Origin of the sequence: Cryocola sp. 340MFSha3.1, assembly GCF_000383315.1 — a bacterium.
Taxonomy (GTDB): Bacteria; Actinomycetota; Actinomycetes; order Actinomycetales; family Microbacteriaceae; genus Leifsonia.
The window spans coordinates 578361-598774 of record NZ_KB911087.1; the positions used below are offsets into that span (position 1 = coordinate 578361).

A 20414-nucleotide genomic window follows, 5' to 3' on the forward strand; every position below is an offset into this window, starting at 1 on the left:
GTCGATCGCGGTACGGTGCGGCCAGTCTCGTCGCGCGACGGGGGCCTTCACAAGACTCACGTTGACTTTTGCCGTCAGCGCGCCTACCGTCCTTTAAACCGGTTTAGATGATGACCCCCGCCCGGGGGTCGCTCCACCATGAGGGGTCGCGACGATGCGTAACCGAGAACTGAAGACACCGCGGGCTGCGCTCGCTCTCGCGCTCGGCGCGACGCTGGCGGTGACCGCCGTCGCCCTGCCCGCGCAGGCCGCGACCACCGCTCCGGCGACCGTCCCCAGCGCCTCCGCCACCGCGGACGCCGCACCGCCGAAGCTCACCAATCTGGCCCACCTCGACTTCCTGCTCGACGATGTCCCGCTCCTCGCGGGCGTCGCCGGCCACACCACGTACCGTGCCGCGGAGGAGCCGGTCGCCCGCGCCCCCTGGGTGTACGCCGACCGGCAGTCCGACGGCACCTTCCACCGCGTCGGCGGCGGCCCGATCACCGATGCCGCGCGCGGCTGGTACGCCCAGGGCGCGTACGACGCCGACGACATCTCGCGCGCCGCGGTCGTCTACCTCCGCGATTGGAAGCAGAACGGCACGGCATCCAGCCGCACGTCGGCCTACGAACTGCTCCGATCGCTCACCTACCTGCAGACGACGGACGGCCCGAACGCCGGCAACGTGGTGCTCTGGCAGCAGCACGACGGCACGCTCAACCCGTCCGCCATCCCGAAGGAGCTGCCCGACCCGTCCGACTCGGCCGAGTCGTTCTGGCTCGCCCGCACCGTCTGGGCGCTCGGCGAGGGGTACGCGGGCTTCCGCGACGCCGACCCCGCCTTCGCGTCGTTCCTCGGCGACCGGATGCAGCTGGCGCTCGGCGCCCTCGGCCGCCAGTCGCTCGCCCAGTACCCGCAGACGCAGATCGCCAACGGCGTCACCGTCCCCGGCTGGCTGATCGTCGGCAGCGCCGGGGCGACGGCGGAGGCCGTGCTCGGCCTGAGCGCGTACGTCTCGGCCCGTCCGGCGGACACCGCTGCGCGCACCGCCCTCGCCCACTACTCGGAGGGGATCGCGAAGCTGCAGAGCGGCGGCATCGGCCAGTGGCCGTTCGGCGCCCTCCTGCCCGAGGCGAACTCCCCCACCTTCTGGCATGCCTGGGCCGGGATGCAGCCCGCCGCCCTCACCGCGGCGTCCGCGACCCTCGGCGACGCCTCCCTGCAGCGCAGTGCGACCACCGACCTCGCCCAGTTCACCGCCCAGCTGCTCGCGACCGGCGGACCGGACAACGGCTGGACGCCGACGCCCGCCGACCGCACCCAGATCGCCTACGGCGTCGACTCGCGACTCGAGGGCCTCGTCGCCGCGGCCGACGCGACCGGCGCCGGCGGGCTCGCCGCCCTGGCCGGAGCGCAGGCCGCCTGGTACTTCGGGGCCAACCGCGCCGGTGTCCCGGCCTACGATCCGGCGACCGGTGTCTGCGTCGACGGCATCGCGGCCGACGGCACCGTGAACCGCAACTGCGGAGCCGAGTCGGTCATCCACACCCAGCTGAGCATGCTCGCGCTGGATGCGCATCCCGCCATCGCCCGCACCGCCACCGCCCTCACCCGCACGACCGCGACCCAGGGCCTGACGGTGGTCGAGGCGGAGTCCGGCACGACGACCGGCACCGTCACCACCGTCACGCCGCCGTCAGCCTGGACGGGCTCGGCCAACTGGTCGGGCGGCGCCTACCTGCAGGCCTCCGACCGCTCCACCGTCACCGTCACGCTTCCCGCGGGCCACCCGGCGGCGCGCATCCTGCCGATCGCCGACCTCGGTCCGGGCGGAGCGGGCACGACCTCCTGGACCGCCTCCGTCGGCCGCCTGACGCTGCCTCTCGGCCGGACCGACAACGTCCGCTCCGGTGATCAGGGCATCGCGCCCAGCCCGGTGTTCCTGCTGCCGCAGACCCTGCCCATCCCCGTTCCCGCCCAGACCACGACGGTGACCGCGCGCGTCTCCGGGACCGCCCGGCTGGATGCCCTGCTCGTCCAGCCCGTCGTGTCGCACCTCGGACTCGCGGGCAGCAGCAGCCTCGACGTCTACGTCAACGCGACGAAGCTGCCGGTGCCGCAGAAGCTGGATGCGACGGGCCCGGTCGCCGCGACCAGCTACGACTCCTCCGGCCGCCAGGTCGGCCGCACGCAGACCGTCGGAGCCCACGGCATCATCGTGGTCCTCCCCGGCGGCTTCACCACGGTGACCCCGAAGTGAGCCCCGCATGACCCCGGCCAACGTCACGATCAACGACGTCGCCCGCGCCGCGGGCGTCAGCAAGTCGCTCGTGTCGCTGACCCTGAACGCGCGCCCGGGGGTCGCGAGCGAGACGCGGGAGCGCATCCTGCAGACCGCCCGCGACCTCGGCTGGACACCGCATCCCGGGGCCCGCGGTCTGAGCACCCGGCGCGCGTACGCCCTCGGGCTGGTGCTGCGGCGCGAACCCCGGACGATCGAGGTGGACCCGTTCTTCGCCTCGTTCATCGCCGGAGTGGAGACCGTGCTGGCCGAACGCGGCAACGTGCTCGTGCTGACCGTCGTGCCCGACCGCGCCGCCGAGGAGCGTGCGTATGAGCGGCTCATCGCCGACAAGCGCGTCGACGGGTTCCTGCTCACCGACCTCCTCGCCGCGGACGAGCGCATCCCGCTGATCTCGCGGCTCGGCTCCTACGCCGTGTCGCTCGGCGAACCGCCCGGTGGCAGCCCCTTCCCCGTCATCACCCGCGACTACGACTCCGGCATCGACGAGCTCGTCCGGCACCTCGTTCAGCTCGGGCACCGCCGCATCGCCCACGTCTCGGGCGACGAGCGGATGCTGCACGGGCTCCGCAGGCGTGAGCGCTTCGAGCTCGCCGCGGCGGCGGCCGGGATCTCCCCCGTCGTCGTCACCACAGACTTCTCTCCCGAGCAGGGCGCCGAGGCCACGAAGGCCCTGCTCGAGACAGAGGACCGCCCGACCGCGATCGTCTACGGGAACGACCCCATGGCGATCGCCGGGATGGGCGTCGCACATGAGCGAGGGCTCGACCTCCCGGCCGAGCTCTCCATCACCGGACTGGACGGCTCGCACATCGGGTCGTTCGTCTACCCCTCCCTCACCACCCTCGACAACGACCCGGCCGGCTGGGGAACCGCCGCCGCCACCGCGCTGCTGCGGCTGGTGGAGGACGGCGAACCCGGCGACGTCGCGCTGCCGCCCGCCCGGCTGGTGGTGCGCGCATCCACCGCCCCGCCGTCGGCCGGCTGATCGACCCTACCCCCACACCCACCGAAAGGCAGAGACAATGCGAAAGCGTAGGATCGCCATCTCCCTCATCACCGCCGGCATCGTCGCCGGCACCCTGGCCGCGTGCGGCTCGAGCGGAGGCGGCAGCACGGACGCCATGAAGGCGCACGGCCCGATCACCATCTGGTACTCCAACAACACCCAGGAGGTGCAGTGGGGCAAGGCGATGGTCTCGGCCTGGAACTCCGCGCACCCGAAGGAGAAGATCAAGGCGCAGGAGGTGCCTGCCGGCAAGAGCACCGAGGAGGTCATCGGCGCCGCCATCACCGCGGGAACCACGCCGTGCCTGGTGTTCAACAACCTCCCGGCGGCCACCGGCCAGTGGCAGAAGCAGGGCGGCCTCGTCGACCTGTCGAAGTTCCCGGACGGGAACAAGTACATCGAGGCCCGCAGCGGTGACGCCGCGGCCCAGTACAAGTCGGCCGACGGCGACTATTACCAGATGCCGTGGAAGCAGAACCCCGTCATGATCTTCTACAACAAGGCCATCTTCCAGAAGGCCGGCCTCGACCCCGAGAAGCCCGACCTGTCGACCTACGACAAGTTCCTGGCCGCCGCGCAGAAGATCAAGTCGTCCGGCGCAGCTCCGTACGCGATCTACCCGGCCCCGACGAGCGAGTTCTTCCAGGTGAACTTCGACTACCTGCCGCTGCTCGCCGCCCAGACCGGTGGCAAGACCTTCATCGAGGACGGCAAGGCCACCATCGCCGACCAGGACTCGCTGGATGTCGCCAACTTCTGGAAGACCATCTACAGCGATGGGCTCGCCGGCAAGGAGCAGTACCAGGGCGACGCGTTCCAGGACGGCAAGTCCGCCATGGCCATCGTCGGCCCGTGGGCGATCGCGTACTACGGCGACAAGGTCCAGTGGGGCTCCGTCCCCGTCCCGACCAAGGACGGCACGTCGGCCGACGAGACCTACACCTTCCCGGACGCGAAGAACATCGGTATGTACACCTCGTGCAAGAACCAGGGAACGGCCTGGGATGTGCTGAAGTTCGCGACCAGCCAGGAGCAGGACGGCAAGCTGCTCGACGTCAGCGGCCAGATGCCGATCCGCAAGGACCTCGCCACCACCTACGCGTCGTACTTCGATTCGCACCCCGCGTACAAGGAGTTCGGTGCGCAGAGCGCTCGCACGGTGGACGACCCGACCGGGACGAACACGATCGCGCAGATGCAGGCTCTTCGTGACGCCTACACGAAGGCGGTCGTGAACGGCAGCGGATCGGTGGAGGACGTCTTCAAGGCGGCAGCCGACAAGATCGACAAGCTCCAGGCCCAGAAGTAGCCATGAGCACCTCCGTCCGCGGTTCTGACACCGCACGGCCGGCGGCGGGCGCCTCGCCCGCCACCGGGTCGGGGCGCACGCACCGGCCGCCGCTCGTGCAGCGCATCCTGGGCACCAATCCGCTCGGCTGGCTGTTCAGCGCGCCGTATCTCGTCTTCGTGCTCGCGATCTTCGCGTTCCCGCTGTGCTTCGCGGTGTACATGTCGTTCTTCGACTATTTCTTCGCGGCGCCCGGGGCGAATGTGGATCGCCCGTTCGTCGGGTTCGACAATTACATCCAGGCGTTCACCGACCCCCAGGTGCTGCAGTCGTTCGTCAACGTCGGCATCTTCCTGATCATCAACGTGCCGCTCACCGTCATCCTGTCGCTGCTTCTCGCCTCCGGGCTGAACAGCATCGTCCGGTTCCGCACCTTCCTGCGGGTGAGCTACTACGTGCCGTACGTGACAGCGAGTGTGGCGACCATCGCCGTCTGGCTGTTCCTATTCGGCCAGAACGGACTCGTCAACCAGATCCTCGGTCCGCTGGCGCCGAGCCCGAGCTGGCTCTCGAACCCGGCGCTCGCCATGCCGTCCATCGCGATCTACGTCACGTGGAAGGGTCTCGGCTTCTACATCCTGCTGTACCTCGCGGCGCTGCAGAACGTGCCGACCGAGCTGTACGAGTCGGCCGCCACCGACGGCGCGGGCAAGATCCGGCAGTTCATGTCGGTCACCGTTCCGGGCGTGCGTCCGGCGACCGTGCTGGTCCTGCTGCTCGCGACGATCACCGGCGCGAACCTGTTCACCGAGCCCTACCTGCTCACCGGAGGCGGCGGGCCGGAGGGCCGATCCGCCTCGCCGGTGCTGCTGATCTATCAGCAGGGCATCCAGCAGGGCCACCCGGGATACGCCTCCGCGATCGGGGTCATCCTCGTCATCGGGGTGCTCATCATCGGCTGGCTGCAGAACCGCTTCGTCGGAGGGAGGAACGAGTCATGACCACGGAGACCACCCCGCCTGCCGTCGCACCGGCGCGGACCAAGCGCAGGAGGGACCTGGGCACCCCGCGGCGGCTGAGCCGCGGGCAGGCGATCCTGCAGGGCATCGTGCTGACGCTCGGCGCCATCGCGTTCCTGTTCCCCTTCTACTACATGCTGGTCGGGTCGCTTCAGACGGCCCCCGACACGACGATCGCGGGCGCCTTCCCGAACCCGGGCAACCTGACGCTGCAGAACTACGCCGAGATCAACTCGCGCATCAACCTGGTGACCGGCCTCGTCAACTCGGGGATCTTCACCGGCGGCGTGCTCCTGGGCACGGTCGTGTTCGGCGTGCTCGCCGGGTACTCGCTCGCGGTGCTGCAGTGGCGCGGACGCGGGGTCACCTTCGCCCTCGCTCTGCTGGTGCAGACCATCCCGTTCCAGCTGCTGATGATCCCGCTGTACGTGCTCATCGCACGCAACTACGGGCTCGCCGACAACTACCTCGGGATGATCCTGCCGTTCGCGATCAACTCGGCGGCCGTGCTCATCTTCCGGCAGTACTTCCTGCAGCTCCCCAAGGAGCTGTTCGACGCCGCGCGCGTCGACGGGGCCGGCGAGTTCCGGCTGTTGTGGCGGATCGCGCTGCCCCTGGTGCGTCCGGCCCTGGTCACGGTGCTGCTGCTCACCTTCATCGGCCCGTGGAACGAGTTCCTCTGGCCGTTCCTGATCACCAAGGAGGCGAGCCTGCAGCCGCTGGCCGTGTCGCTGGCGAACTACATCTCGACGGTCGCGGGGTCCACCGCGAACCCGTACGGCGCGATCCTCTCCGGAGCCGTCGTGCTGGCCGCGCCCGTCGTCGTGCTGTTCATCGTTTTCCAGCGCTACTTCACCTCCACCGACCTGGGTTCGTCCGTCAAGGGCTGACCCACCCCGTCCATCCACAGAAACGAACCACGGGAGACCATGGACACCGTCCACACCGCTCCGGCGGAGCACGACGCCCTGCTGGCGAGCTACCGCGAGGCGCTCGCGCACACCAACGCCCTCACCGACCGCATCTCGACCGACCAGTTCTCGGCGCACTACCCGGTGCGCCCGGACTGGGCGATCGGACCGTTCGTCCGTGACGACGCGCTGACCTTCCGCCCGGAGGGCCAGTGGGACGACCCCACCGGGGTGGGATGGACGAGCGACTCGGTCTTCAACCCGACCGTCATCCAGCGGGGCGACGACGTGCACCTGTTCTACCGGGCATCGCCTCGCAAGGAGTCGACCGCCAGCCGGATCGGTCACGCGGTCCGGCGGGACGGCGTGTGGCACGACTCCCCCGCCAACCCGATCCTGTATCCGACGCTCGCGAACGAGACGCTCGGCGTCGAGGACCCGAAGGTCTACGCCCTCGACACCGGCTACGTGCTCTTCTACAACGCGATCTGGCGACGGGATGACGGATCCGTCGCCGTCGACATCATGAGCGCGGTCTCGGACGACCTCGAGCACTGGACGAAGCGGGGCCTCGTCGTCCCCTACGAGGTGTCGGAGTACTGGGCGAAGGGAGCGGTGATCCCGCGCGACGAGCATGGCCGGGCGGTGCGGATCGGCGGCGAGTACCTCATGTTCCTGTCCGAGGGATGCGGCGGCCGGCCCACGGTCGGACGCTCGACCGACGGCCTCGAGTGGCGCTTCGATGTGCAGCCCTACCTCGACCTGTCGCCGCTCCCCGGCTCGCTGTTCGAGGTCGCCTGCGCCGTCGTCGACGGCGACCACCTGGTGCTCGACTTCTTCTACGCCGACGCCGACGGCGACTTCGCCGCAGCGCAAGCGCTGTACCGGCTCGACGACCCGTTCACGCAACTGGAGCTGAACCGCGGCGGCTCGCTCGCCTGGGGCGGCCTCCAGAAGCTCGACGGCCGCTGGTCGTTCGCGCAGGGGTGGGATGCTCCGCCCGGGGTCCGCGAACTGTACTTCTACAAGGAGGTGGACGCATGAGCGCGTTCCCGTACCGGCTCTCGCGGGCGGGCGTCGTGATGACACCTGTCGCGGGCGACCCGCTCGAGGCGGAGGGGGTCCTCAACCCCGCGTCCGGCCACGGCCCCGACGGCGACCTGTACCTGCTGCCGCGCCTGGTCGCCGAGGGCAACGTCTCGCGCGTCGGGCTCGCCCGCGTGATCACGGAGGACGGCGTCCCGGTCGCCGTCGAACGCCAGGGCGTCGTCCTCGAACCGGACCGCCCCTTCGAGCGCGGCCGTTCGAACGCAGGCGTAGAGGATCCGCGTATCACGTTCATCCCGTCGCTCGGGCTGCACGTGATGACGTACGTCGCCTACGGACCGCTCGGCCCGCACACGGCGGTCGCCGTCTCGGACGACCTGCGCGCCTGGCGGCGGCTCGGCCCGGTGTCGTTCGAGTACGACGACGAGCTGGGGATCGACTTGTCGCTCTTCCACAACAAGGACACCGTGTTCTTCCCCGAACCGGTCACCGCGCCGGACGGCACCCCCAGCCTCGCGGTGCTCCACCGGCCGGTGTGGGACCTGGGCGAGATCCGCCCGGGCGAGGGCGAGCATCCCCCCGCGGGCGAGAGCCGGCCCAGCATCTGGATCGCGTTCATCCCCGTCGAGGCCGTGCAGCGCGACCTGCGTGAGCTCGCCCGCTGGCGGCAGAACCGGTTCCTCGCGGGTCCCGAGTTCCCGTTCGAGGAGCTCAAGATCGGTGCGGGCCCGGCGCCGCGCCGCGTCCCCGAGGGCTGGCTGCTCATCCACCACGGTGTCACCGGCCGGCTGGAGTCGGGGGTCGCGCAGCAGAAGAACGTCAACTACGCCGCCGGCGCGATGATCCTCGACGGCGACGAGCCGTGGCGGGTGCTCGACCGCACCACCGAACCGCTGCTCTCGGCCGAGACGGAGGACGAGCGGAGCGGCATCGTGCCGAACGTCGTGTTCCCGACGGCCATCGAGTCGGTGGACGGCCGCGACTGGGTGTTCTACGGCATGGCGGACTCGAAGATCGGGGTCGCGCTGCTGGAGCGGGGGGAGACCGTCTGAAGCCGCTCAGGGCACTGGGCGGCGCGATTTGCGAGGATTATGCATATTGCACATGTAAAACGTATAATTCGCGATCAGCCGCCGGAGTGCTCTACTCTTGGAACTCGTGAACGAACCCCGGGACCGGTCCGCCGCCCCAGCGACCGCGGACAAGCCAGGAACGGGGTTCCGGCCTGAGATCCAGGGCCTCCGTGCTGTCGCCGTCCTGGCGGTGGTGCTTTACCACCTCTGGCCCGAACGCCTCACCGGAGGGTACGTCGGCGTCGATGTCTTCTTCGTCATCTCCGGCTATCTCATCACGGCGCACCTCTTCCGCGACTTCAGCCGCACCGGGCGTGTTCCGCTGACCACGTTCTGGGGGCGGCGCATCCGGCGGCTGCTCCCCGCATCCCTGCTGGTGCTCGCGGTGTCGTGCGTCGCCGTCTACCTCTGGGCGCCCGCGACGACATGGGATGCGTCGGCCCGGCAGCTGATCGCCAGCGCGCTCTATGTCCAGAACTGGCTGCTGGCCGCCAACGCCGTCGACTACTCAGCGATGAGCGAGAGCGCGACGGTGGCCCAGCATTTCTGGTCCCTCTCCGTCGAGGAGCAGTTCTATGCGGTGTGGCCGCTCATCCTGATCGGCCTTTTCTGGATCGCCGGGCGACGTGTGAAGTCGACGTCTCGGACCTCTGGTCGCACCGTCTTCATCATCGGCCTGGCCGTCATCTCCGTCCTGTCGCTCGCCTTCTCCATCTATTACACCGCCGTGAACTCCGCCGGGGCGTACTTCGTCACGCCGACCCGTGTCTGGGAGTTCGGGGCCGGCGGTCTCGCGGCGCTTCTGGCGGCCGACCGGCGGTTCAGCGGCCCGGCAGCCACCCTTACCGCCTGGGCCGCGGTCTGCGCCCTCGCCTTCGCGGCCACCACCTACACGGCCGCGACGCCGTTCCCGGGGTTCACCGCCATCGTGCCGGTCGGCGCGACCGTCGCGCTGATCCTCTGCTGCGGCAACCCTCATCCCTACGGTCCCGGATGGTGGTTGTCACGACGGCCGGCCACGTTCCTGGGAGACGTCTCGTACTCCCTGTACCTCTGGCACTGGCCGGCGATTGTCATCCTCCCGTTCATCCTGGGGCATCCACTGGGCTGGAAGACGAAGATCGCCATCCTGATCGGAGCGACAGCGCTGGCCTGGGTGACGAAGGTCGCCGTCGAGGATCCCGTCCGGCGCGGACGTCTGCTCCGCAGCGGGTGGCGCCCCTACGGGTTCGCGCTCGCCGGTGGCGCCGCGGTGGTGGCGCTCAGCGCGGTGCTCGTCATCGTTCCCACCGTCGGCACCCCGGTGGCGGCAGCCCCGCGCTCGGGCGCCTGCCAGGGGCCGGCCGCCCTCACCCACGAAGCCGCCTGCTCACCGGTCACCGGAACCGTCGACGTCAGCCGGGTCGCGGTCGCGGTGTCGAAGGAGCAGCCGCTGTGCCTGCCCGGATTCGAGGGCTCGGAGCTCGTGACCTGCTCGTACGGCGCTCCGGCGTCGAAGGCGACGAAGAAGGTGGCGATCGTCGGGGACTCGCACGCGTCCGCCTGGATCCCCGCCCTCGACGCCGTCGGCAAGAAGCGCGGCTGGCAGGTCGTCTCCTACGTCAAGACCTCGTGCCCGGCAACGCTGGCGCTGCGCGTCCTCCCCAACGAGACGACCGACGCCAATCAGGCGGCGTGCCATCAGTGGGTGAAGAACCTGAACGCCCGCCTCGCCTCCGACTCCACGGTCAGCGCCGTGTTCACCGCATCCTTCTCGTCCGCGTACACGTTCGCGTCCCCGCCCGACCACCCGCTCGCCGATCCCGCCATCGACGGATTCCTCGACGAGTGGGAGGGATGGCGCGCCTCCGGCAAGCGGGTCTACGTCTTCGAGGATGTCCCGCGCACGATCGGGACATCCGTCCCGACCTGCCTCGCCGGCCACGCGAGCGATCCGATGTCCTGCGCCGTGCCGCGAGCCTCCGCCCTGCCGCCGTCCATGGTGATCACCCAGGCCGCGACACAAGCCGAGCAGCAGCACCACGTCACCCGCATCGCCCTGCGCGACCGGTTCTGCGACGAGCAGTGGTGTTACCCTCAGGTCGGTTCGGTCATCGTCTATCGCGACTTCTCGCATCTCAGCAGGGAGTACGCCACGGCTCTGGCCCCCTACATCGACCGACAACTCGGAGGATGAATGAACGGGCGACGCGGCTGGGCTCGCCTCGCCCGGTCGTCGGCCGCCCTTCTCCTCGTCCCGCTGCTGATCGCCTCCTGCACCTCGGTGCCACAGACCGATCGAATCCGCTTCGGTGCGATCGGCGACTCCATCACCGCCTCCACCGACCGCTTCGGCCTGCCGACGCACTGGACGTGGGTCGCCACCGCCGCCACGGGCGACGTCGCCGACGTGGGCGGCTACCGGCATTACGGTGACACCACCGCCGACATCCACCGCCACGTGACCCCTCTTCCCGACGCGCAGGTGGTGGTCGTCATGGCGGGCACGAATGATGCACCGGTCGGCGACCGCCCGAACCCGCGGACGCTGACGAACATCACCGCGATCTTCGAGAAGACCGGCGTTCCGCTCCGCATCCTCTCGGCGGTCGCGCCGCGGAACGACGACCGGGCGGCCGTGACACTCGAGCTCAACAGGGAACTCCGCGACCTCGCCCGACGCTCCGGCTGGACGTGGGTCGATCCGTGGACGGCGGTGAGGACTGACGACGGTCGATGGCGCCCTCACACCTCCGTCGACGGCATCCACCCGACTCCAGCCAGCGGCCGCATGGCCGGCGAGGTGCTCCGCGCGACGATCGTGGAGACGGTGACCGGCGGCTGACTCCCGCGGGACCCCGCGGCGGCCGCGCGGTCGGCCCGGCGGCGGGAACGCTGCCTGGTGCCTGCGCTCCGCATGGCGGTACAGTGAGCGCGTTCCCGGCCGGCGAGGTGGTGACATGGGCGACACCGTTGGGCAGATGCGGCGCACTCCGCTGCTCAAGGCGGAGGGGGCCGCCATCGTCGCGGGCGCCGCTGCGTTCGTCCTCGCGGGCATCGTCGCCCTCCCGCTGTTCTGGGGTCGCGACCTGCCGATCGCCGGCCCGGATTCCGTCGGCCAGTTCGTCGCGTATGCGGGCGGGATCGTCGCCGTGCTGGCGTACGTGGTCGGGAGGCTGTGGATGCGCGACGGCCTCACCCCGTTCGCCACCCCCGGCGAGCGGCGACGGCCGGGCGTCTCCCCGGTCGACGTGTTCGACACCATCGCCATCGCCGTCGCGCACGGCGTCATCGCGCTCCTCGGCTGGCTGGTGCTCGGAACGGTGCTCGCTGACGGGTTCCAGGACGCGACGGTGTACTTCCTCTCCGCGTCCGTTCTCGCGGCGACCGCAGCGGCCGTCACCGGGTACGCCGTGTTCCTGTCGGCGGTGAACATGAGCCTGATGCGGCTGTCCACCGTGCTCGCCGCCTTCGTCATCGTCGGCATCCTCGCGGCGATGCTGAGCGCGCCGGACCCGCACTGGTGGATGCTGCACCTGAGCGCCCTCGGCATGACCCAGTCGATCTCCTCGCTCTCCTTCAACCTGACCCTGATCATCGCCGGCGTGATCGTCACGGCGATGGCGCGCTACGCGACGGACACGCGCTTCCTGGCCCCGGCGTCGGAGGGCGATCCGGTCGCCGACCGTCAGCGTGCCGCGCTCATCCGGGTCCGCGTCGGACTCATCCTCATCGGGGTGCTTCTCGCGGGGGTCGGGCTGTTCCCGCTGAACGTCTCGCAGGTCCTGCACAACGTGTCGGCGGTCGGGATGGTGCTGGTGTTCTCGCTCGTCGTCTTCTGGGTGCGGGCGGCGCTGCCCGAGGCTCCCGTCGCGTTCTTCGTGCTCGGCTACGTGTTCTTCGCGACGATCGTGGCCGTCCTGCTGTTCTTCGTCGTCGGCTACTACGTGCTGACCGCGACCGAACTCGTCGCCGGCGTCGTCGTGTTCGCCTGGCTGATCGTCTACCTGCGCGTCAGCGGCGCGGTCGGCGGGAGGTCGTCCGCGACCCGCCGGCAGGGGCCGCCTCTCGCTTCTGCTGCCGGTCGAGCGCAGCGTCCAGAGTGATCGCCGCGCGGATCAGCGCGAGATGAGTGAACGCCTGCGGGAAGTTGCCCAGCTGCAGCCCCGCCGGGTCGATCTCCTCGGCGAACAGCCCCAGGTGGTTGCCGTAGGTCAGCATCTTCTCGAAGGCGTACTGCGCCTCCTCGATGCGCCCGGCGTCCGCGAGCGCGTTCACGTAGAAGAAGGAGCACAGCGAGAACGTGCCCTCCGCGCCGGGCAGGCCGTCCGGCGACGCGGCCGGGTTGTAGCGGTACACCAGGCTATCGGTCACCAGCTCCTCGGTGATCGCGTCGAGCGTCGACAGCCACATGGGGTCCTGCGGCGAGATCATGCCCACCAGCGGCATGAGCAGGGTGATCGCATCCACCACGTCGGTGCCCGGGTACTGCACGAACGCCTGCCGGTCCGGGTTCCAGCACCGGGTGAACACCTGCTCGTAGACGGCGTCGCGCGCCTCGATCCACGACTCGAGAGGAGCGGGGAGGCCGCGGTCGCGCGCGATGGCGATGGCCCGGTCGAAGGCGACCCAGCACATGATGCGCCCGTAGGTGAAGTCCTTGCGGCCGCCGCGCGTCTCCCAGACGCCCTCATCCGGCTGGTCCCAGTTCGCCACCAGCCAGTCCAGGATGCGGCACAGCTTGCTCCAGCCGGGGTGCCCGATCGGCCGGTAGCCCTCGGTGGCGTACAGCGCGTCCATCGCCTCGCCGTAGATGTCGAGCTGCAGCTGGTCGGCGGCGCCGTTGCCGATGTTCACGGGACGCGACCCCGCGTAGCCCTCGAAGTCCTCCAGCTCGCGCTCCTCCAGGTCGGAGGAGCCGTCGATCCGGTACATGATCTTCAGCGGGCCGGAGCTCTCGCCGGCCTGCTCGGCGACCCGGTCGGAGACCCACAGCGCGAACGAGATCGCCTCCTCGGTGTAGCCGAGCGCGAGGAGCGAGAAGACCGAGAACGAGCCGTCCCGGATCCAGGTGTAGCGGTAGTCCCAGTTGCGCACTCCCCCGAGCTGCTCGGGCAGCGCGGCCGTCGGTGCGGCGACCAGTCCGCCGCTCGGCGCGTACTGCAGCAGCTTCAGCACCATCGCCGAACGCTCCACCGACTCGCGCCAGCGGCCCGAGTAGGTGCTGCGCTGCAGCCAGTCCCGCCAGAACGCCACGGTCTCGCGGAACGCCGCCTGCCCGGCGTCCGCGGTGAGCGGCTCGGCTCCGGACTCCGGCGCGGTCTGGAACACGAAGAGCCGGAGCTCTCCCGCCGCGACCGTGACCGTCGCATCCACATCGCCGCCGGAGAGGTCCAGTGCAGCGAGCTCGTCGGCCGTCAGCCCGGTGAGGGATGCGCGAACCGCGTCGCCCTCGAACACCACGCCGCCGTCGGCCGCGCTCGCCGTGTGGTGACGGCGGCCGAAGTCGAATCGCGGGCGGCACTCGATATAGAAGTCGAGTTCGCCACGGACGACCCGGATGCCGCGCAGCACCACGCGGTTGTCGCTCGGGATGGTGGGCTCGTCGGCAACGGGCATGAAGTCGATCACCTCGCCGACCCCGGAGGGAGACATGAACCGGGTGATGAGGACGGCCGTCTGCGGGAAGTACATCTGCTTGATCCGCATCCCGTCGTCCTCCGCCCGGATGCGGAAGAACCCGCCCTTCTCGCGGTCGAGCAGCGACGAGAAGACCGCGGGCGAGTCGAAGCGGGGTGAGCAGAACCAGTCGATCGATCCCTCGGTGGACACCAGGGCCACGGACTGCAGGTCGCCGATCAGGCCGTGGTCGGCGATATCCGGGAAGGCGTGCTCGTCTGCGGCCATGATGGTGTCCCTCCAGTCGATGGCCGGATGGTAACCCCGCGACCCTCCGACCGGCGAGAGAGATGTTCCGGGCCGGACGGATTGCCGTCTACCCGGGGTCGCACCCGCGGAGCTACCATCCGGGCGGAGTCCGCCCTCCCGATCGGAGGTCCCCTCCCGATCGGAGGTCACCATGACCGCAGCAGCCGTCGGCGTCTCGCACGCATCGGTCCGGCGCCTGATCGCGCCGCTCGCGCTCGCGCAGTTCATCTGCAGCTTCGCGGGCTCGAACATGAACGTGATGATCAACGACATGTCGCGCGATCTCGACACGACCGTCCAGGGCATCCAGGTCAGCATCACGCTGTTCCTGCTGACCATGGCCGCCCTGATGATCCCGGCGGGCAAGCTGACCGACAAGATCGGCCGGAAGCGCTGCTTCACCCTCGGGCTCATCGTCTACGGGATCGGCGCGATCATCAGCGCGCTCTCCCCGGGGCTGTGGGCTCTCATCCTCGGTAACAGCATCCTCGAGGGGATCGGGACGGCGCTGCTGATCCCACCGGTCTACATCCTGACCACCCTCTACCTGCCCGACATCGCGACGCGTGCCTGGGCGTTCGGGATCATCAGCGCGCTCGGCGGCATCGGCGCCGCCGCCGGTCCGCTGATCGGTGGCCTGATCACCAGCGCGATCAGCTGGCGCGCCGCGTTCCTGTTCCAGGCGCTCATCATCGTGATCATCCTGCTGCTCAGCCGCCGTCTGACCGACCCGGTGCCGGCCGACCCCGACCGGCCGTTCGACGTCGTCGGCGCCGTGCTCTCCGCCCTCGGACTCTTCGTGCTGGTGCTCGGCATCCTCGCGGCCGATACCAGCGTCCCGCTGATGATCGGGCTCGTCCTCGCCGGGATCGTGATCCTCTTCCTCTTCTTCTGGTGGGTGCGCAGCCGTGAGCGCGCGGGCAAGGAGGTGCTACTGTCGACCTCCCTGTTCAAGAACCGGGTGTCGAACATCGCGCTGATCACTCAGAACCTGCAGTGGGTGCTCCTGATGGGCACCTCGTTCACGGTGTCGGCCTACTTGCAGGTGGTTCGCGGCCACAACGCCATCGAGACCGGCGTCATCTTCACCGCGGCGACGGTCGGACTGCTCCTGACATCACTGGTCGCCGGGAGGCTGGCGAAGCGCTTCTCGCAGCGGGGCCTCATCCTGACCGGGTTCGTGCTCTGCATCCCCGGTGTCGTGCTGCTGATCTGGCTGGTGGCGGTGAGCACGACGGAGTGGTCGTTCGTGCCCGGGCTGTTCCTGATCGGCGCCGGGCTCGGGCTGATGCTCACGCCGTCGGTGAACGTCGTGCAGTCGGCGTTCCCCGAGAAGGCGCAGGGAGAGATCTCCGGGCTGTCGCGGAGCGTGTCCAACCTGGGCTCGACGCTCGGCACGGCGATCGCCGGCACCATCCTCGTCGCCAACATCGACGCGGGCGGTGCGGCGTACGGCACCGCGATGGCCGTGCTGGCGATCCTCGGCGTCGGCGGGCTCATCGCCGCGCTGTTCCTGCCGGAGGACCGTCACCGTCGCGCGCTCGCTTGAACCGGTGGAGGCAGACTCCGGCGGATTCCGCCGCCGCTGTCGAGAATGCGGCAGGGTGTTCGTGTAGACGGTGAGAGCGCCCTCCCCAGCGGCGCTCCGGAGAGGAACACGACAATGACCCAGTACCTGCTCAGCGTCTACCAGCCGGATGGAGCAGCTCCGCCGCCCGAGGTGCTCGCCGCCATCGGGCGCGATCTCGACGCCCTGAACGCCGACATCCGTGCGGCCGGCGCCTGGGTGTTCTCCAACGGCCTGCTCCCGGTGTCGGCCTCCACCGTGCTGCGCCCGCAGGATGGCGAAGTCCTCGTCACCGACGGCCCCTTCGCCGAAGGCAAGGAGCATCTCGGCGGCTTCACGATCGTCGAGGCGCCGGACCTGGATGCGGCGCTCGAGTGGGGCAGGCGACTCGCGCTGGCCGCCACTCTGCCGATCGAGGTGCGGCCCTTCGCGGAGTGACGGGAGCACCCGGCATGGAGAACGGTGCGGCGGTTCCGCTGCCGGACGCCGCCGCGATCGCGGCGGCGTTCCGCGAGCAGTACGGCCGCGCCGTCTCCGTGCTGTACCGCGTCTTCGGCGACCTCGACCGTGCAGAGGACGCGGTGCAGGACGCCTTCGCCGTCGCCGCCGAGCGCTGGCCGCGCGACGGCATCCCGCCCGCACCGGCCGGCTGGATCATCACGACCGCCCGCCGCCGAGCGATCGACCGGCTGCGGCGGGATGCGGTCGGGCGCGAGAAGGAAGCCGAGGCGATGCTGCTGCGGCAGCTGACCGGCGACGGCCGTGCGGATTCTGCAGATGCCGCCGACGCCGCCGCCGACGCCATCGCCGACGACAGGCTCCGCCTCGTCTTCACCTGCTGCCATCCCGCCCTGTCGCCGGAGGCACGCGTCGCGCTGACCCTCCGCCTGCTCGGCGGGCTGACCACCGCCGAGATCGCCCGGGCGTTCCTCGTACCCGAGGCGACGATGGCGCAGCGCATCTCGCGCGCCAAGGCGAAGGTCCGCGACGCGCGCATCCCGTACCGCATCCCCTCCGCCGACGACCTCCCCGCCCGGCTGCGCTCCGTGCTGGCCGTGGTGTACCTCGTGTTCAGCGAGGGGTACGCAGCGAGCGCCGGTGACCGGCTCGTGCGGGAGGAGCTGTGCACGGAGGCGATCCGGCTGGCACGCGAACTGCGTTCCCTGCTTCCGGACGAGGAGGAGGTGCTCGGCCTCCTCGCCCTGCTGCTGCTGGTGGATGCGCGCCGCGCGGCCCGGGTCGACGCGGCGGGCGCTCTCATCCCGCTCCCCGAGCAGGACCGGTCCCGCTGGAACGCGGAGCAGATCGCCGAGGGCCACGAGCTGGTGCGCCTGTGCCTGGCGCGCGGGCGGCCGGGTCCGTACCAGCTGCAGGCGGCTATCCAAGCGGTGCATGACGACGCCCCGACGGCCGCGGACACGGACTGGCCGCAGATCGTCGCTCTCTACGACCAACTGCTGCGCGCCTCGCCCACGCCCGTGGTCGCGCTGAACCGTTCGGTCGCCGTGGCGGAGGTGGAGGGAGAGGACGCGGGCCTGGCCGCGCTGGAGCCGCTGCGCGAACCGCTCGCCGGCTTCTACCTGCTACACGGCGTGCGGGCCGGGCTCCTGCTGCGTGCCGGGCGGACGGCCGAGGCGGCGGACGAGTACGCCGTCGCCGCCTCGCTGTGCGGCGGTGACGCCGAGCGCGCGTTCCTGCTCGCGCGACGGGATGCGCTCACCCGGCGGAGTTGACCCGCCCCTTCCCTGCGCGCTGCCGCAGGCGCACAGTGGATGACATGCACATCGCCTTCCTCGGGCTCGGCCGCATGGGCCGCGAGCTGGTCACCCACCTCATCGACGCCGGTCACCACGTCACGGCGTGGAACCGGTCCCCCGAACCGGCCGAAGCGGTCGGACGCCGGGGCGCGCACATCGCGTCCTCTGCCGCCGAGGCGGTCGAGGGGGCAGACGCGGTCATCACCGTCCTGTTCGGCCCGGAGGCCGTTCGCGAGACCGTGATCGAGCCGTCCCTGCCGATCCCGGAGGGGGCACTGTGGATCGACGTCACGACCGTCGCGCCCTCCGACGCGGCCGACTTCGCGGCGTGGGCCGAGGATGCGGGCGTGCGGTACATCCACTCGCCGGTGGTCGGCTCGCTCGCCCCGGCACGTGCCGGGAGCCTCGCGGTGCTGATCGGCGGGAAGCACGACGCCACCCGCGATGCCCGCAACATCGTGGCGATGTGGGCGGACTCGGACAAGATCCGCACCTTCGATCGCCCCGAGAAGGCGGCCGCCGCGAAGCTGGTCGCCAACCTGGCGCTGGCCATCTCGATGGAGGCGCTGAGCGAATCCCTCCGGCTGGGCACCGCCGGCGGCCTGTCCACCGATGAGGTGCTCTCGATGCTGCCGCTGACCACCATCGCCCCGATCGCCGGCATGAAAGGCCCCGTCGTCGCGTCGGGCGACTTCGACGACACCCAGTTCTCCGCCTCCCTGCTCGCCAAGGACCTCCGCCTGATGATCGCCACCGCCGACGCCCCGCTCCCGGCGGCGGCCCTCATCGCCGCCGAGCTGCAACGTGCCGTGAATGCGGGGCTCGGCGACAAGGACTTCTCGGTGATCGCGCGCGACCGCTGAGCCGACGTGACCTAGACTCTCTGCCTGTGCAGAGAATCAAGGGACTCGACGGGATCCGGTGCTTCGCCGTCCTCGCGGTGATCGCAGCGCACGCCCATGTCTCGTGGATGCACGGCGGCGGATTCGGCGTCGACGTCTTCTTCGTCCTGAGCGGCTATCTCATCACGACGCTGCTGCTCCGGGAGCACGAGAAGCTGGGTCGCATCGACCTGTTGCGCTTCTGGGGCCGCCGCATCCTCCGCCTGGTCCCCGCGCTCCTGCTGCTCGTGCTGGTCGTCGACACCATCGCGCTGTTCCTCCCCGGTCGGTTCGGGACGCTGGCCCCGGCGACGCTGTCGTCCACGCCGGGCGTGCTGTTCTATTTCTCCAACTGGCTCATCGTCATCACCAACAGCGGAGCGCTCGGCGCTTTCGGACCGCTCTGGTCGCTCTCCGTCGAGGAGCAGTTCTACATCCTCTGGCCGCTGCTGGTCATCCTGGCGCTGCGCTTCCGCCGGCCGCTGCGCGCCCTCACCATCCTCATCGGCGTGCTGGTGCTCGCGGTGGTGGTCTCGCGCTTCCTCGTCTTCGACCCGAGCAACCTGTACCAGACGTTCGCGACGACCTTCCGCGTCGACATGCTGCTGATGGGCGCTCTGCTGGCGGTCGCGTTCCACGCGGGCGCCGGGAACATCCTCCGCCGCGTCTCCGCGTGGGCGGTCGGCCCGGCACTCGTCTACCTCGCCGCGGTCGCGGTGCTCGTCCCCGAGTTCAACGTCGCCGGCGCCGAGAAGAAGGTCTACCTGTACTACACGATCGGTCTCCCGGCCGTCGGCATCGCGACCTGCGCGCTCATCGCCTTCCTCGTGACGCACCAGAGCTCACTACTCACCCGGATCTTCTCGCTGCCGCCGTTCGACTACCTGGGCCGGATCTCCTACGGCATGTACCTGTGGCACTATCCGATCATCCTGCTGCTCCAGGTGCGCTTCGCCCCGGACCCGAACATCACCCTCCTGCTGGCGCTCCCCCTCACCGTGGCGGCGGCGACGGTCTCGTGGTTCGCGCTGGAGCGCCCACTGGCGCGGCGCTTCCACCACCGCCTCGTCGCGCGTCAGCGGGTGGCGGGCCCGGCGACGGTCACCGGCCGAGTGTGAGGTTCGAGGGCGACGGCCGGTTCGTGGAACTGACGATCGACGATCGCCAGTTTCCGGATCTGCTCCCGGGCTCAGGCGACGGCATCGGCGACGGCGACTGGTTGGTGATCCGCGGGCACGGCGGCGTCGATGGACGAGAGTGGCGGTTCACGGACCCGTGCCTGACGATCCAGGAGGCACGGGCGCTGGAGAAGTGGCTGGCGGCTGCCGGGGACGGCGGCCTCGACGAGAGCGATCCGTCGCACGCCGATTCCCTGGACTTCATCGAGCCGGCGCTGCGCTTCGAACGGAGTGAGGTGGATACCGACGGCGCAACGATCACCATTGTCTTCGCCCACGAAGGCGCGCCGCCCTGGGCAACGGAGGAGGTTCGGTTCGAGGACGGCCATCCGGTGTCATTCCGTCTCACGCACCGTCATCTGCGGTCGCTCGCCGCCCACTGGGCGGCCGAGCTGTCGGCTCTCTGGGAGGGCATGAGCCAGCCTTCCCCCGCGGAGACGGGTTACTTCCTGCCTCCCGTGGAGTACGGTCGGAGCATGCTCATCCTGGTCAT

At 70.2% G+C, this 20414-nt stretch carries 16 protein-coding genes and 1 pseudogene; 16 read left to right on the forward strand and 1 reads right to left on the reverse strand.

Translation table 11 applies throughout. The features are described 5' to 3' along the window. The first annotated feature begins 154 nt into the window (after nt 1–154). The 10 genes from H284_RS0102775 (at nt 155) to H284_RS0102820 (ending at nt 12716) form a co-directional block, all read left to right on the forward strand. Complete coding sequence (locus H284_RS0102775; RefSeq protein ID WP_020075062.1) at nt 155–2242, forward strand: hypothetical protein; 2088 nt, start codon at nt 155–157, stop codon at nt 2240–2242. Nucleotides 2243–2249: 7 nt separating this feature from the next. Further along, nucleotides 2250–3272 (forward strand): LacI family DNA-binding transcriptional regulator, encoded by a 1023-nt coding sequence (locus H284_RS0102780; RefSeq protein ID WP_020075063.1) that lies wholly within the window; start codon nt 2250–2252, stop codon nt 3270–3272. Nucleotides 3273–3309: 37 nt separating this feature from the next. Then, on the forward strand, nt 3310–4602 hold the full coding sequence (locus H284_RS0102785) for an ABC transporter substrate-binding protein (RefSeq protein ID WP_018190559.1): 1293 nt from the start codon (nt 3310–3312) through the stop codon (nt 4600–4602). A 2-nt stretch (nt 4603–4604) separates the two neighbouring features. After that, on the forward strand, nt 4605–5582 hold the full coding sequence (locus tag H284_RS0102790; protein WP_020075064.1) for a carbohydrate ABC transporter permease: 978 nt from the start codon (nt 4605–4607) through the stop codon (nt 5580–5582). Continuing rightward, nucleotides 5579–6490: a carbohydrate ABC transporter permease gene (locus H284_RS0102795; protein WP_020075065.1), complete on the forward strand. Its 912-nt coding sequence runs from the start codon at nt 5579–5581 to the stop codon at nt 6488–6490. The genes H284_RS0102790 and H284_RS0102795 overlap by 4 nt, the downstream gene beginning before the upstream one ends. 39 nt (nt 6491–6529) lie before the next feature. Further along, nucleotides 6530–7555, forward strand: a complete 1026-nt coding sequence (locus H284_RS0102800; RefSeq protein WP_020075066.1) for a glycoside hydrolase family 130 protein — start codon at nt 6530–6532, stop codon at nt 7553–7555. Then, nucleotides 7552–8610: a glycoside hydrolase family 130 protein gene (locus tag H284_RS0102805; protein ID WP_020075067.1), complete on the forward strand. Its 1059-nt coding sequence runs from the start codon at nt 7552–7554 to the stop codon at nt 8608–8610. The genes H284_RS0102800 and H284_RS0102805 overlap by 4 nt, the downstream gene beginning before the upstream one ends. Before the next feature lie 106 nt (nt 8611–8716). Beyond that, on the forward strand, nt 8717–10807 hold the full coding sequence (locus tag H284_RS0102810) for an acyltransferase family protein (protein WP_020075068.1): 2091 nt from the start codon (nt 8717–8719) through the stop codon (nt 10805–10807). Then, nucleotides 10808–11455, forward strand: a complete 648-nt coding sequence (locus H284_RS0102815; RefSeq protein WP_020075069.1) for an SGNH/GDSL hydrolase family protein — start codon at nt 10808–10810, stop codon at nt 11453–11455. It abuts the gene before it with no gap. A gap of 115 nt (nt 11456–11570) precedes the next feature. After that, the gene (locus H284_RS0102820; protein WP_020075070.1) at nt 11571–12716 is read left to right on the forward strand and encodes a hypothetical protein; all 1146 of its coding nucleotides are present in this window, start codon (nt 11571–11573) and stop codon (nt 12714–12716) included. On the opposite strand, the gene H284_RS0102825 is transcribed toward H284_RS0102820, so the two are convergent. Beyond that, nucleotides 12625–14517, reverse strand: a complete 1893-nt coding sequence (locus H284_RS0102825; RefSeq protein WP_020075071.1) for a glycoside hydrolase family 15 protein — start codon at nt 14515–14517, stop codon at nt 12625–12627. The two genes, H284_RS0102820 and H284_RS0102825, sit on opposite strands and share 92 nt — an antisense overlap. Before the next feature lie 172 nt (nt 14518–14689). Here H284_RS0102825 and H284_RS0102830 point away from each other — a divergent pair, with 172 nt between their 5' ends. The 6 genes and pseudogenes from H284_RS0102830 to H284_RS21305 all read left to right on the forward strand — a co-directional run. Next, complete coding sequence (locus H284_RS0102830; RefSeq protein WP_020075072.1) at nt 14690–16087, forward strand: MFS transporter; 1398 nt, start codon at nt 14690–14692, stop codon at nt 16085–16087. A gap of 114 nt (nt 16088–16201) precedes the next feature. After that, nucleotides 16202–16543, forward strand: a complete 342-nt coding sequence (locus H284_RS0102835) for a YciI family protein (protein WP_020075073.1) — start codon at nt 16202–16204, stop codon at nt 16541–16543. Between the two features lie 14 nt (nt 16544–16557). After that, complete coding sequence (locus tag H284_RS0102840) at nt 16558–17838, forward strand: RNA polymerase sigma factor (protein WP_020075074.1); 1281 nt, start codon at nt 16558–16560, stop codon at nt 17836–17838. 44 nt (nt 17839–17882) lie between these two features. Then, a complete protein-coding gene (locus H284_RS0102845) occupies nt 17883–18725 on the forward strand; it encodes an NAD(P)-dependent oxidoreductase (RefSeq protein ID WP_020075075.1) in 843 nt (280 codons plus the stop codon). A gap of 26 nt (nt 18726–18751) precedes the next feature. Further along, nucleotides 18752–19861 carry an acyltransferase family protein gene (locus H284_RS0102850; protein WP_020075076.1) on the forward strand — a complete coding sequence of 370 codons (1110 nt, stop codon included), beginning with the start codon at nt 18752–18754 and terminating at the stop codon, nt 19859–19861. Further along, nucleotides 19858–20310, forward strand: a pseudogene (locus H284_RS21305) (WapI family immunity protein); the annotation flags it as partial. The gene H284_RS0102850 and the pseudogene H284_RS21305, both read left to right, overlap by 4 nt. Nucleotides 20311–20414: the final 104 nt, after the last annotated feature.